Raw genomic sequence first — 13,699 nt, 5'->3', positions numbered from 1 at the left:
ATTCTTAGGCTAGGGATTATTAATTATGGATACGATTACAAAAAAAACCCGTACTCGTCTTTCACCTGAAAAGAGAAGACAACAACTTCTTGATTACTCATTAGAAGTTTTTGCCAGAAGAGGTATCGGTCGTGCAGGGCATGCTGATATCGCTGAAATGGCAAACGTTTCTGTTGCAACTGTGTTTAATTACTTTCCAACCCGTGAGTCACTGGTTGAACAAGTACTCATTGAAGTTGAAAACGAGTTTAGTGCATTACTAGAAGAATGTTTAGGTGATAAAAACAAGACACTGCATGCACGTTTAACCTGCATTAGCCACAATCTTATCGATACAGTTTTAGAGCAACAAGATTGGATTAAAGTATGGTTTGAATGGAGTACTTCGGTACGTGATGAAGTATGGCCACAATTTGTTGAAACCAACCGTAATAACCTTCATAAAGTACGTGATGCGTTTGCCCAAGCTATCGATAACGGTGAAATTACTACCGCACAAAAAGCCGATGATTTAGCGAAATTATTACACGGTATTTGTTACGTAATTTATATCCAAGCTAATTTACTGCCAGATCAAACTGCACTCCAAGAACAAGCTGAAATCTACCTTGAAGCATTAGCTTTAAATCGCTAATTCAAGTGCATAAATAATAAAGCCTGCATCATGCAGGCTTTATTATTAGCAAAATTGAGCTCAACTATCTCTTTGCAAACAGCTACGCAACCGCAAACACCACTGGTAAATGGGGCTCAACTTCAACTGCAACACGATCGCCAACATTCATCAATAAATTTGAATTAACAATCAATTTATAACCTGAAAAATCAACCGTATAACGACAGCTATCTCCCATGAATTGTTGTTCGATAATTTCACCATCACCATCGTTTTGTAGCATGACACGCAAGTTTTGTGGCCTTAATAGCCAATCAACAGACGTCTCATCAAGTAACGTTTCATTAGACGCTAACGCTAACTCACCTAATGGTGTCAGCAAACGCGTTTGATTTTTTACCGTCGCTGGAAGGTAAGACCCGGTACCGAGGAAATCAGCAACAAATCGACTACTTGGCTGATAATACAACTCTGTAGCACTACCAAATTGTTCAATCACACCATGATTCATTACTGCCATTTTATCAGCAAAAGCGAAAGCTTCTTCACGGCTATGGGTAACAAAGATCGCTGTCACTCCCTGCGCTTTAAAGATTTTTCGAATATCACGAATCAAACTATGTCGTACTTGTGTATCTATGTTAGAAAATGGCTCATCTAACAAAATCAAATCAGGCTCACACGCCAGTGCCCGAGCAATCGCGACACGTTGCTGTTGTCCTCCTGATAATTGGTGTGGATAACGATCCTCTAACCCTGTTAAATGCACCAAGGTTAACATTTCTTGGATCTTGGCGTCTGTACGGGCTTTATCCCAATGGCGTAGACCAAAGGCAATATTTTGCGCCACGGTTAAATGCGGGAACAAGGCATAGTCTTGGAAAATCATCCCAATATTACGTTTTTCTGGTGGTACCCATTGCTGCTTATCAACAATTGTCCGCCCATTAATCGACATTAAGCCTTGTTCTAAAGGCAGCAATCCTGCAATCGCTTTTAACAGCGTTGTCTTACCACAGCCACTTGCGCCTAGCAGACAAACGATCTCACCAGAGTTAACCGCTAACGATAAGTCTTGCAACACAGCCTGACCATGGTAACTACAGGTTAAGCCGCTGACAGATAATGCATGTTTCATTAGTTCTTTTGCTCCAAAGATCGGTTAACCAATACCAAGGGAATTAAACCCACAACCACCAGCAAAATAGCCGGTAATGCAGCTAGCTCTAGCTGTTCATCTGACGCAAAATTAAATACGTAAGTCGCTAAGGTTTCAAAATTAAATGGCCGCAGCAACAAAGCTGCATTGAGCTCTTTCATCGACTCAATAAACACCAGTAACCCCGCAATTAAACAACCCCGACGTATTAACGGCAAATGGACTTTTCTCAACATCGCCGTTGAGGCATAACCCATGGTTTTCGACGCCATATCCAATGATGGCGATACTTTGGTTAAACTTGTTTCAATGCTACCAATCGCAACGGCAGCAAAACGGACCACAAAGGCAAAAATAATCGCGAATATCGAGCCTGAGAAAATTAACCCCGGACGACCTAGCCCTAAGCTAATCGCAATATCATTAACCAGATGATCAGCACTGGTTAGTGGGATCATCACCCCTATCGCCAACACAGTACCCGGTACTGCGTAGCCTAATGACGATAAACGGATTGGTATTTGGCTAAGACCGTTACCATCAAGGCGTCGATAAAAGTTAACCAAAAGCCCTAACATTACCGCTATAACAGCAGCAGTGATCGAGACAAATAAGCTATTTAAGCTGTACTGTTTAAATTCAGGCGTCCAACTTTGGCTAAAATACTCAACAGCGTAATAACCCAGTTGTAACAGAGGAAAAATAAAAGCACAGCCAACAAGCCCCCAACACCATACGAGTGCTAGCCACTTTTTCCATCCTCTTAAGTTGTACTTAACATCCCCATCGTTATCGCATTGATGTTGAAACATCTTTTGCTTACGACGACTGAAACGCTCACAACTGATCAAAAAGAAAATAACAAGCAACATGATGGCTGAGATTTTCGCGGCAGCATAAAGATTAGAATAACCTAGCCACGTATCATAAACCGCTGTCGTTAGTGTATTAACGGCAAAGTAACTAACCGTACCAAAATCTCCTAATGCTTCCATCGCCACAAGCGACACCCCAACAGCAATAGCCGGACGTGCTAACGGCAGTGAAATACGGCGGAAACTTTCCCAGGGTGTGCAACGAAGCAAACGTGCTGATTGCAATAAGCTGACGCTCTGCTCCATAAAAGCAGCACGAACAAGAAGATAAATATAAGGATACAGTACTAATGCTAAAACAAAACATGCCCCGCCTAATGAGCGAAGGTCAGGAAACCAGTAGTCACTAACATGCTGCCAGCCGAACATACTACGTAAAAAAATCTGAATTGGGCCCGCGTAGTCAAACCAATTAGTATAGAGGTAACCAACAATATAGCCAGGCATAGCTAAAGGTAAAACAAGTGCCCATTGAAGTGTTTTTTCAGTTGGTAAACGGCACATTGCCATTAACCAAGCAGTAGGAAGACCGAAGCACAGAGATAACAGTACCGTGCCAAAAACTAAAGCAACAGTATTAAAGGCATAGGTAGGCATCACCGTATTCATTAGGTGACCAAACACCTCATCTGAATTACCCATTGCGGTAAAAAATATTGCCAGAATGGGAAAAACCAGTAGCAGAGCAAAGGTCCAACTACCGGCTTTCCAGAACAAAAACTTTTCTTTCATTGACTACTACTTAGTATTTTCCAATATCTCAACCATAAGAAAAACGGCAAGATTAAGTATCGACATTCCCTAGTGATGGGAAGAGGAAACTACCACAACTTATTGTGAAATTTACCAAGCATGATGCAAAAATGGGGCTTAGCACCCCATTTATTTTGTAACTAATTACAGATCAAACTTCACTTCATCCAGCAGTTTTGTTGCTGCATTGTGGTACTGTGCAATCTTGTCTAGTGATACATCATCAGCTTTAAAATCACCCCAAGATGCCACAAGCTCTGAGCGCTTCACACCCTCTTTAACTGGGTATTCATAGTTCACTTCAGCGTACATTTCTTGTGCTTTATCAGACGTTAAGAATTCCATTAACTTAAGTGCGTTAGCTTGGTTTGGCGCGTATTTCGCCATTGCCATTCCACTTACGTTAACGTGCGTACCATTACCTTCTTGACCTGGGAAATTAATATAAACCGCTTCAGCCCATGGTTTTTGGTTTTCATCGTTAACCATCTTACCTAGGTAGTAGCTGTTACCAATCGCTAAATCACATAGGCCTTCTTTAACCGCTTTAACTTGTCCGCGGTCGTTACCTTGAGGTTTACGAGCAAGGTTTGCTTTCACACCTTCTAACCATGTTTTCGTTTCTGCTTCGCCGTAATGTGCAATCATCGATGAAACGAGTGAAACATTATATGGGTGCTTACCTGAACGTGTACAAATTTTACCTTTCCACTCAGGCTTTGCTAAATCAGCATAATCAAAAGACGCTGGTAGCTTACCTACACGATCTTTTGATGAATATACGTTTCGCGTACGCAATGTTAGAGCAAACCACTCATCTTCGTTATCACGAAACTGTGCAGGAACATTACCATCAATCAGCTTGCTATCCACTGGCTGAACTAATTTCTTATCAGATAGCTCTACCAAACGGCTAATATCGGTTGTTAGGACAACATCAGCAGGGCTGTATTCACCTTCTTGCTCAAGCTTTTCAGCAAGACCTTTTTTAGCAAATTTCACATTAACTTTAATACCAGTTTCTTTTGTGAATTCGTTAAACATAGGCTCAACTAAGAAAGGTTGGCGGTATGAATAAACATTAACCTCTTCAGCCGCAGTGGCAACTTGAGGAGCGGCTAAACCCATAAGGATTGCTGAAGCTAAAAGCTTTTTCATTGATTATTCCCTTAAATGCAAAATGTAATGATAACGTTTCTCAATAAGATTCATTATACGTAAAACACTTACCTTCGCAATCCAGTAGTTACAATTTATTACAATCAAAAATAAAACTCGCCACCCATTTCTAGGTGGCGAGTTTTTATCTATAAATTAATCAATTACTTATATTTTATTTCACGCTAACAAATTCTGGGTAGGCGTCAACACCACAATCATGTGAATCCATACCTTCCAGTTCTTCCTCTTCTGTTACGCGAATACCAACCGTGACTTTTAGTACACCCCATACCGCTAAACTTGCTGCAAACACCCAACCGAAGATAACCGCAGCACCAAATAACTGAGTCATAAAGCTTGCATCAGCATTACTAAATGGCACGACCATTAGACCAAATAAACCACATACACCGTGTACTGAAATCGCGCCTACTGGATCATCAATCTTCACTTTATCAAGCGCAATGATACTAAACACAACTAATGCACCAGCAACCACGCCAATAATTAACGCAGCAACAGGTGATGGCGATAATGGATCGGCCGTGATAGCTACAAGACCGGCTAACGCGCCGTTTAACACCATAGTTAAATCAGCTTTACCCCATGTTGTTTTACATACTGCTAGTGCTGCAATGGCACCAGCGGCAGCTGCGGCATTCGTATTTAGGAAAATTTGACCAACAGCCGTTGCGTTTTCAAAGTCAGATACCATTAACTGTGAACCGCCGTTGAAACCAAACCAACCGAACCACAGAATAAATGTACCTAATGTCGCAAGTGGCATGTTTGAACCCGGAATTGGGTAAATCTCGCCATTTTTACCATACTTACCTTTACGTGCTCCCAGTAACAATACACCCGCTAGTGCTGCTGCAGCTCCTGCCATATGTACAATACCTGAACCTGCAAAGTCGCTAAAGCCTGCTTCTGATAGGAAACCACCACCCCATGTCCAGTAACCTTCTACAGGATAGATAACCGCTGTTAGCACTACAGAAAAGATTAAGAATGACCATAGCTTCATACGTTCAGCTACCGCACCAGAAACAACAGACATCGCAGTCGCAACGAAGACAACTTGGAAAAAGAAGTCAGATTCTAAAGAGTGATCAGCGCCTTCAGCTTGCGTACCAATTAATGCTCCAAACGAGGGTAACCAACCACCCGCACTATTATCGACGTACATAATGTTGTAACCAACCAATAGATACATGGTACAAGCGATAGCGTATAAACAAATATTTTTAGTTAAAATTTCAGTGGTGTTTTTCGAACGTACAAGGCCTGCTTCTAACATCGCAAAACCTGCCGCCATCCACATCACTAATGCGCCAGAGAGCAAAAAGAAAAATGTGTCTAACGCATAACGTAATTCTATTACTGTTGTTGATAATTCCATGGTCGTCTTCCCCTAATAACCCAATTCATCAATTCTTTTATTGTTGTGAACTACAGTGCTTCTGTGTCCACTTCACCGGTACGAATACGTACCGCGTGCTCAAGATCGTAAACAAAAATTTTGCCGTCACCGATTTTCCCGGTTTGTGCGGCATTGCTGATAGCTTCAACAATGGCATCTAAATTCTGAGCTTGCGTTGCAATTTCAATTTTCACCTTAGGTAAAAAATCAACCTGATATTCAGCACCACGGTAAAGCTCTGTATGCCCTTTCTGTCGGCCAAATCCTTTGACTTCCGAGACGGTCATACCTTCTACACCGACATCGGCTAATGCCTCACGTACGTCGTCTAATTTAAATGGCTTAATAATGGCGTTAATTATCTTCATTGCTTGCTCCTCAAATACCCAATCCTTGATGTTTACAGTTATTTAACAAACAAGCATTGTGCCAACTTTTATTTACATTAAAATTCAATAACTTAAGATATTTAAAGAAAATTAACGAAAAAAGGCTGCACCATCACAGTGCAGCCTCCTCACTAACATGAAGCATAAAAACGCCTCAAATCAATTCTATTTTTAAAGCTCGATAAGAAAATTAAAAACGCGCAATAAAAGTACGCCAACCTTCTAACACTTGCTCAAGATCTTCAAAACCACAAACAGAAAGACTTTCTTCATCATAGAAATGAAAATCCTCTTCAAAGTCTTCCTCTTCTTCTGAAAACAAACAGTTAGCTTGAACCAAGGCTTCATTATCTTGCAATAATAGGGTTAATTCTTCCCCCACTAAACGCCATTCTTGGCTACTGTTTTTCATTGCACTAAGTTGATCCATGATGAGATCGAGCTTCTCGGTATCCTTACCTATTTCTTCAATGATCCAACGACCCAATACTTCATGACCCATAGAGAAAATAGCGTGATAAGTACCGTCCAAGGTATTTTTTTTAAATTCGTAGTCCATACCTTTCGTTCCTCATAGATGATCTTCTTGCTTTAATAAGCTGATAAAATACAGCCTATATGCTGCCGCCCATTGTCAGGATCTACTCAAGAAATGCAACTCAATACCACAAGTAGACGCAAATCGTGCTACACAATGACGTAACCATAACAAAAATGCTCGTATTCCTTCTCTTCGTTTAGAGCTCATTATTATGAAAATTATTATTGCTCCTGATTCTTACAAAGAAAGCTTAACGGCAATGGAAGTGGCTACCGCGATTGAAAACGGTTTCCGCCAAGTATTACCAAACGCTGAATACATAAAGCTTCCCATGGCTGATGGTGGTGAAGGCACAGTTCAATCATTGGTGGATGCTAGCAACGGTCGCATTATTGAGTGCACAGTAACAGGACCGTTAGGCGAACAAGTGAATGGCTTCTTCGGCTTAATGGGGGATGGAAAAACCGCGATTATTGAAATGGCTGCAGCTTCCGGTTTACATCTTGTTAGCCCTGAGCAGCGAAACCCCATGTTAACCAACAGCTTTGGGACTGGTGAATTAATTCTCGCAGCATTAGATAAAGGAGTTGAACACATCATCGTCGGTATCGGTGGTAGCGCAACTAACGATGGTGGTATAGGGATGGCACAAGCGTTGGGGGTACGTCTACAGGATGAAAACAACAACCCAATTTGCTTCGGCGGCGGTGCGTTAGCTCGCTTACACCATATTGATATTAGTGATATCGATCCTCGTCTTGCTAAAGTAAAATTAGAAGTTGCATGTGATGTCGATAATCCACTGTGTGGCGAAAAAGGCGCATCACGGATCTTCGGCCCTCAGAAAGGTGCAATTCCGGAAATGGTTGATCAACTTGACGCTAACCTTGCCCATTACGCCAAAATTATTAAACGTGATTTAGGTCGTGATGTAAAAAACAGGGCTGGGGCGGGTGCTGCTGGCGGTATGGGGGCTGCTTTGCTTGGATTCTTTAACGCGCAGTTACGTTCAGGAATAGAAATAGTCATGGATGCGGTCAATTTAGCAGACGTATTAAAAGACGCTGATTTAGTGATCACAGGTGAAGGCCGCATTGATAGCCAAACGATTCACGGTAAAACCCCAATTGGGGTCGCACGCACAGCAAAACGTTTCAACAAACCTGTCATTGGTATTGCAGGGTGCCTATCTTACGACTGTGATGCCGTGTATGACCACGGGATTGATGCGGTATTCAGTGTCGTACCACGCTCGGTAAGTTTGACTGAAGCACTAGCAGAAGCTGCAATTAACGTTGAGCTTACGGCACGTAATGTGGCTGCAACTTACGCAATAGTTCGCTAACAAAAACTTTTCCCATACAAACAAAAACGCCTCGAACATTCGAGGCGTTTTTTATTATTTAATCAAAACTAAGCACAATGATTAAGCTGGTTTTTGAATGATCACATCATCCGCTTTCTTGGTGTAATCTTCCATACGATGGAAATTTAAGTAACGGTAAGTATCTGCCGCCGTTGCATCAATTTGTTTCGCGTATTCTAGGTATTCTTCTTTCGTTGGAATACGACCTAAAATAGCGCCAACAGCTGCAAGCTCTGCTGATGAGAGGTAAACATTCGCACCAGTACCCAAACGGTTCGGGAAGTTACGGGTTGATGTCGACATTACTGTTGCCTTATCAGCAACACGTGCTTGGTTACCCATACACAATGAACATCCCGGCGTTTCAATACGAACCCCAGCACGACCAAAGATCCCGTAGTAACCTTCTTCTGTTAGCTGATCTTTATCCATCTTCGTTGGTGGTGCAACCCACAAACGTGTATCTAGCTGACCACCAAATTTCTCTAGTAGTTTACCTGCTGCACGGAAGTGACCAATGTTCGTCATACATGAACCGATAAATACTTCATCAATTTGTGTACCTTGAACGTCAGACAGTAAACGCGCATCATCAGGATCATTTGGCGCACATAGAATTGGCTGATTGATATCTGCCAAGTCAATTTCAATCACGTGTGCGTATTCAGCATCATTGTCTGCTGTCATTAGCTCTGGATTTGCTAACCACTCTTCCATCGCGGTAATACGACGTTCAATGGTACGGCGATCGCCGTAACCTTCAGAAATCATCCACTTCAGCATCACGATGTTTGAATTTAAGTATTCTGCAATCGACTCTTCAGAAAGCTTAACGGTACAACCTGCCGCACTACGCTCTGCCGATGCATCTGATAGCTCAAATGCTTGCTCAACCGTTAGGTGTTCAACACCTTCGATCTCCAGTACTCGACCAGAGAATTCGTTGATCTTACCTGCTTTCTCAACGGTCAGTAGACCCTGCTGAATCGCGTAGTATGGGATCGCATGAACCAGATCACGTAGCGTGATACCTTCTTGCATCTCACCTTTAAAGCGAACCAGAATAGATTCAGGCATATCTAACGGCATAACACCTGTTGCCGCAGCAAAAGCGACAAGGCCAGAACCAGCTGGGAATGAAATACCTAATGGGAAACGGGTATGTGAGTCACCACCTGTACCAACGGTATCAGGCAGTAGCATACGGTTTAGCCATGAGTGAATAACACCATCACCCGGACGAAGTGATACACCACCACGATTCATAATAAAATCAGGTAATGTGTGGTGAGTATTAACATCAATCGGTTTCGGATAAGCCGAGGTATGACAGAACGACTGCATCGTAAGTTCAGCAGAGAAACCAAGACATGCTAAGTCTTTTAATTCATCACGAGTCATAGGACCTGTGGTATCTTGCGAACCTACCGTTGTCATCTTAGGCTCACAGTAAGTGCCTGGGCGAACGCCTTCAACACCACATGCTTTACCTACCATCTTCTGCGCTAAAGTATAACCCTTACCGCTATCTTCAACCGCAACAGGACGACGGAAAATATCCGATGATGGTAAACCCAATGATTGGCGCGCACGATCGGTTAGGCCACGACCAATGATCAATGGAATACGACCACCCGCACGTACTTCATCAATCAGCACATCCGTTTTTAGCCCAAAAGTAGACACTAGCTCATCACTTTCGTGACGACGAACTTCACCTTTAAATGGGTACACATCAATCACATCACCCATCGCGAGTTGAGTTACATCAACTTCAATCGGTAGTGCGCCTGCATCTTCCATCGTATTAAAGAAGATAGGAGCGATCTTGCCACCTAAAACATAACCACCCGCACGCTTGTTCGGTACATAAGGGATATCATCGCCCATGAACCAAAGCACAGAGTTAGTCGCAGACTTACGAGAAGAGCCTGTACCTACAACATCACCAACATAAACAAGCTGATGACCTTTTTCTTTTAACGCTTCGATTTGCTTGATCGGACCCACAGAGCCTTGTTGATCAGGCACGATACCTTCACGTTCATTTTTCAGCATCGCAAGCGCGTGAAGTGGGATATCTGGACGAGACCATGCATCAGGTGCTGGTGATAAGTCATCGGTGTTGGTCTCACCTGTGACTTTAAATACAGTCAGGGTGATTTTTTCAGCCAATGCTGGTTTAGATAGGAACCACTCAGCATCAGCCCATGATTGGAGAACTTGCTGAGCAAATACATTGCCTGCTTTTGCTTTTTCTTCTACATCGTAGAACGCATCAAACATCAATAATGTATGAGATAACGCTTTAACTGAAATCGGAGCTAGCGTGTCATCATCAAGCAAAGAAATAAGTGGTTCGATATTGTAACCACCTTGCATTGTGCCGAGTAACTCTGCGGCTTTTTCTTTACTTACGATAGGTGATTGCGCGTCACCTTTAGTGATCGCAGCAAGGAAACCCGCTTTTACGTATGCCGCTTCATCAACGCCCGGGGGAATACGATTTTCTAGTAGATCCAGCAGAACACTTTCTTCGCCTGCTGGCGGATTTTTTAGTAACTCAACAAGAGCGGCAACCTGTTCAGCATCCAATGGTTTAGCAACAACCCCTTCAGCAGCACGCTCTTCGACGTGTTTACGGTAGGCTTCAAGCACGACATATTCCTCATATTACGGTCTGGCACCATAGGCCAAACATCCTTGGAAGTGAGTGATCTCTAGATTCTTATAATCATGTTTTGCTGAACATTGTCAGAGCCAAAACCCTTTAGGAGAGACCAAAACTGTGCAGTATTATACCATTTTTAACGTAAACTTAAAAACTACTGCTTTTTTACAACATTCACATTTTAGGAAAATTCTTTGTTCATAATGTGTAAAGCGATCCTCAATATTTATAACGCATAAAATAAAAGACGCTTGTTTCATATTAGTTTTATTTTCTCTTTTTTAGCTACAGGTCATATTTAGTGACGTAAATCACTAAAGTTTTGTAACAAATTTGCAGATACATAACGTCGTATTTTCATTTCATTGATCAGTATTGCGTTGTCACGTTGTGCATGGTCTGTTCACTTGCTCATAAATATAAGCCGTTTTATGAATTACAAACATTTAAGTATCAAACCCATGATGGTCAAACCGTTGTTGGTGAAGCACGTAATACCATAAATCAACTGTCATCGGATATTAGCCAAGTCAGCGATGTCATTGACTCACTGGCAAGTAATACCCAGTCGATTGGTAGTATTTTAGATGTGATCCGTGGGATCTCAGAGCAAACTAACCTACTTGCCCTTAATGCCGCGATTGAAGCAGCACGTGCTGGCGAACAAGGACGAGGGGTTGCGGTCGTGGCCGATGAAGTGCGTAATCTTGCTAGTCGTACTGCCGATTCTACCGACGAGATCCAAGCGATGATCAACCGCCTCCAGCAAGAAGCATCCAATGCAGTGGTTGCGATGGAACAAAGCCGTCAGCTATCTGAAAATGGGGGATCAGCTTCCGATCAAGCATCTGTTGCTTTAGTGTCGATTTCTGAGCGTATTAGTTTAATTGCCGATATGAATACCCAAGTGGCTACCGCGACAGAAGAGCAGTCAACCGTGGTACAAGACATTAATTGTAATATTGAAGAGATAAATGAAACCACTCAGCTAACCGCAGAAACAGCCGCGCAATTAGCTGATTCAAGCCAAGCATTACGTCAACTATCACAACGTCTTGATGACATGGTCGGTACGTTTAAGTTGTAACCTGAAATTAAATGTTAGCAATGCTAAACAGCAGACAACAAAAAAGCGCCCTTAGGCGCTTTTTTATTATCATAACAAGTAGTAATTACTTCTTACGCTTTACCGCTTTTGCATTTGGAAGGTCAGTGATAGAGCCTTCAAATACTTCAGCAGCAAGACCTACTGATTCGTGTAGTGTTGGGTGAGCGTGGATAGTTAATGCGATATCTTCAGCATCACAACCCATCTCGATCGCTAGACCGATTTCACCAAGTAGTTCACCACCGTTAGTACCTACGATAGCACCACCGATCACACGGTGCGTGTCTTTGTCGAAGATCATCTTCGTCATACCGTCAGCACAATCAGATGCGATAGCACGGCCTGATGCCGCCCATGGGAATGTAGCAACTTCGTAGTTGATGCCTTCCGCTTTCGCTTCTTTCTCAGTCTTACCAACCCACGCAACTTCTGGCTCAGTGTAAGCAATTGAAGGAATAACTTTAGGATCGAAGTAGTGCTTCTTACCAGAAATAACTTCAGCCGCTACGTGACCTTCATGCACACCTTTGTGAGCCAACATTGGTTGACCAACAACATCACCAATTGCGTGAATGTGAGCAACGTTAGTACGCATTTGCTTATCAACGTTAATAAAGCCACGCTCATCAACATTGATACCCGCTTTTTCAGCGTCAATTAGCTTACCGTTTGGTACACGACCGATAGCAACAAGAACAGCATCGTAACGAACAGGCTCAGCAGGTGCTTTTTTGCCTTCCATCGTTACATAAATACCATCTTCTTTTGCTTCAACAGCTGTTACTTTCGTTTCAAGCATCAGGTTGAATTTCTTCGCGATACGCTTAGTAAATACTTTAACGATATCTTTATCCGCAGCTGGGATCACTTGATCGAACATCTCAACAACGTCGATTTGAGAACCTAGCGCGTGGTAAACCGTACCCATTTCAAGACCGATGATACCGCCGCCCATAACAAGTAACTTCTCAGGTACTTCTTTAAGCTCTAGCGCATCTGTTGAATCCCAAATACGTGGGTCTTCATGCGGGATGAATGGTAGTTCGATTGGGCGAGAGCCCGCCGCGATAATCGCGTTATCAAAGTTAACCGTTGTTGGGCCATCAGCACCTTCAACAACAATGCTGTTAGGGCCAGTAAATTTACCGTAACCGTTCACAACATTAACTTTACGCATCTTAGCCATACCGCCAAGACCGCCAGTTAGCTGAGTAATTACCTTATCTTTCCACAGACGGATCTTATCGATGTCTGTTTGTGGTTCACCAAAAACAACGCCGTGCTCAGCCATTGCTTTTGCTTCTTCGATAACTTTCGCTACGTGAAGTAATGCTTTTGATGGGATACAACCCACGTTAAGACATACACCACCTAGTGTGTTGAATTTTTCAATTAGAACCGTATCTAGACCTAAGTCAGCGCAACGGAATGCAGCAGAGTAACCAGCAGGGCCTGAACCCAACACCACTACCTGGGCTTTAATTTCTTTACTCATTATGACCTCGTTGTAAGTCTTATATCCCTAACAAGCTATCAGGTAACTTTTACGTATTTGTATACGTTTATCTTTCAGATGGACAACAAGTCTACAGACCTGTTAACAGAGTGAAAAATAAATTACTGCAGCCTGTGAGCTA

The 13,699-nt window shown here is 42.6% G+C and carries 10 protein-coding genes and 1 pseudogene; 3 read left to right on the top strand and 8 right to left on the bottom strand.

All coding sequences use genetic code 11. The features are described from left to right. Positions 1 to 25 precede the first annotated feature (25 nt). Positions 26 to 634 carry a TetR/AcrR family transcriptional regulator gene (locus C9J38_RS07685; protein WP_107206577.1) on the top strand — a complete coding sequence of 203 codons (609 nt, stop codon included), beginning with the start codon at positions 26 to 28 and terminating at the stop codon, positions 632 to 634. Between the two features lie 82 nt (positions 635 to 716). On the opposite strand, the gene C9J38_RS07680 is transcribed toward C9J38_RS07685, so the two are convergent. The 6 genes from C9J38_RS07680 to C9J38_RS07655 form a co-directional block, all read right to left on the bottom strand. Next, positions 717 to 1,754: an ABC transporter ATP-binding protein gene (locus C9J38_RS07680; protein ID WP_107206576.1), complete on the bottom strand. Its 1,038-nt coding sequence runs from the start codon at positions 1,752 to 1,754 to the stop codon at positions 717 to 719. After that, on the bottom strand, positions 1,754 to 3,382 hold the full coding sequence (locus tag C9J38_RS07675) for an iron ABC transporter permease (protein ID WP_107206575.1): 1,629 nt from the start codon (positions 3,380 to 3,382) through the stop codon (positions 1,754 to 1,756). Before C9J38_RS07675 ends, C9J38_RS07680 begins: the two co-directional genes overlap by 1 nt. A gap of 165 nt (positions 3,383 to 3,547) precedes the next feature. Next, a complete protein-coding gene (locus tag C9J38_RS07670) occupies positions 3,548 to 4,561 on the bottom strand; it encodes a Fe(3+) ABC transporter substrate-binding protein (protein ID WP_107206574.1) in 1,014 nt (337 codons plus the stop codon). 175 nt (positions 4,562 to 4,736) lie between these two features. Beyond that, positions 4,737 to 5,966, bottom strand: coding sequence for an ammonium transporter (locus tag C9J38_RS07665; RefSeq protein WP_107206573.1), 1,230 nt, complete (start codon positions 5,964 to 5,966; stop codon positions 4,737 to 4,739). Between the two features lie 50 nt (positions 5,967 to 6,016). Next, positions 6,017 to 6,355 carry a P-II family nitrogen regulator gene (locus tag C9J38_RS07660; RefSeq protein ID WP_008987933.1) on the bottom strand — a complete coding sequence of 113 codons (339 nt, stop codon included), beginning with the start codon at positions 6,353 to 6,355 and terminating at the stop codon, positions 6,017 to 6,019. Between the two features lie 211 nt (positions 6,356 to 6,566). Continuing rightward, complete coding sequence (locus C9J38_RS07655; RefSeq protein WP_005371287.1) at positions 6,567 to 6,935, bottom strand: YacL family protein; 369 nt, start codon at positions 6,933 to 6,935, stop codon at positions 6,567 to 6,569. 193 nt (positions 6,936 to 7,128) lie between these two features. Here C9J38_RS07655 and C9J38_RS07650 point away from each other — a divergent pair, with 193 nt between their 5' ends. After that, positions 7,129 to 8,262: a glycerate kinase gene (locus tag C9J38_RS07650; RefSeq protein WP_107206572.1), complete on the top strand. Its 1,134-nt coding sequence runs from the start codon at positions 7,129 to 7,131 to the stop codon at positions 8,260 to 8,262. 81 nt (positions 8,263 to 8,343) lie between these two features. On the opposite strand, the gene acnB is transcribed toward C9J38_RS07650, so the two are convergent. Next, positions 8,344 to 10,941: a bifunctional aconitate hydratase 2/2-methylisocitrate dehydratase gene (acnB, locus tag C9J38_RS07645; RefSeq protein ID WP_107206571.1), complete on the bottom strand. Its 2,598-nt coding sequence runs from the start codon at positions 10,939 to 10,941 to the stop codon at positions 8,344 to 8,346. A 467-nt stretch (positions 10,942 to 11,408) separates the two neighbouring features. Here acnB and C9J38_RS07640 point away from each other — a divergent pair. Then, positions 11,409 to 12,041, top strand: a pseudogene (locus tag C9J38_RS07640) (methyl-accepting chemotaxis protein); the annotation flags it as partial. Between the two features lie 85 nt (positions 12,042 to 12,126). On the opposite strand, the gene lpdA reads toward C9J38_RS07640, so the two are convergent. Beyond that, a complete protein-coding gene (gene lpdA, locus C9J38_RS07635; RefSeq protein WP_107206570.1) occupies positions 12,127 to 13,557 on the bottom strand; it encodes a dihydrolipoyl dehydrogenase in 1,431 nt (476 codons plus the stop codon). Between the last annotated feature and the right edge of the window lie 142 nt (positions 13,558 to 13,699).

The sequence above is a fragment of the Photobacterium sp. GB-210 genome (assembly GCF_003026075.1).
Classification (GTDB): domain Bacteria; phylum Pseudomonadota; class Gammaproteobacteria; order Enterobacterales; family Vibrionaceae; genus Photobacterium.
The sequence above is the reverse complement of the archived record's forward strand: the minus strand, read 5'-3'. Positions and strand labels throughout refer to the sequence as shown.

What these genes read in the sequence shown, in the direction of transcription:
- C9J38_RS07685 (WP_107206577.1), top strand. Translation starts at nt 26, where the DNA reads ATGGATACGATTACAAAAAAAACCCGTACTCGTCTTTCACCTGAAAAG.
- C9J38_RS07680 (WP_107206576.1), bottom strand. Translation starts at nt 1,754, where the DNA reads ATGAAACATGCATTATCTGTCAGCGGCTTAACCTGTAGTTACCATGGT.
- C9J38_RS07675 (WP_107206575.1), bottom strand. Translation starts at nt 3,382, where the DNA reads ATGAAAGAAAAGTTTTTGTTCTGGAAAGCCGGTAGTTGGACCTTTGCT.
- C9J38_RS07670 (WP_107206574.1), bottom strand. Translation starts at nt 4,561, where the DNA reads ATGAAAAAGCTTTTAGCTTCAGCAATCCTTATGGGTTTAGCCGCTCCT.
- C9J38_RS07665 (WP_107206573.1), bottom strand. Translation starts at nt 5,966, where the DNA reads ATGGAATTATCAACAACAGTAATAGAATTACGTTATGCGTTAGACACA.
- C9J38_RS07660 (WP_008987933.1), bottom strand. Translation starts at nt 6,355, where the DNA reads ATGAAGATAATTAACGCCATTATTAAGCCATTTAAATTAGACGACGTA.
- C9J38_RS07655 (WP_005371287.1), bottom strand. Translation starts at nt 6,935, where the DNA reads ATGGACTACGAATTTAAAAAAAATACCTTGGACGGTACTTATCACGCT.
- C9J38_RS07650 (WP_107206572.1), top strand. Translation starts at nt 7,129, where the DNA reads ATGAAAATTATTATTGCTCCTGATTCTTACAAAGAAAGCTTAACGGCA.
- lpdA (WP_107206570.1), bottom strand. Translation starts at nt 13,557, where the DNA reads ATGAGTAAAGAAATTAAAGCCCAGGTAGTGGTGTTGGGTTCAGGCCCT.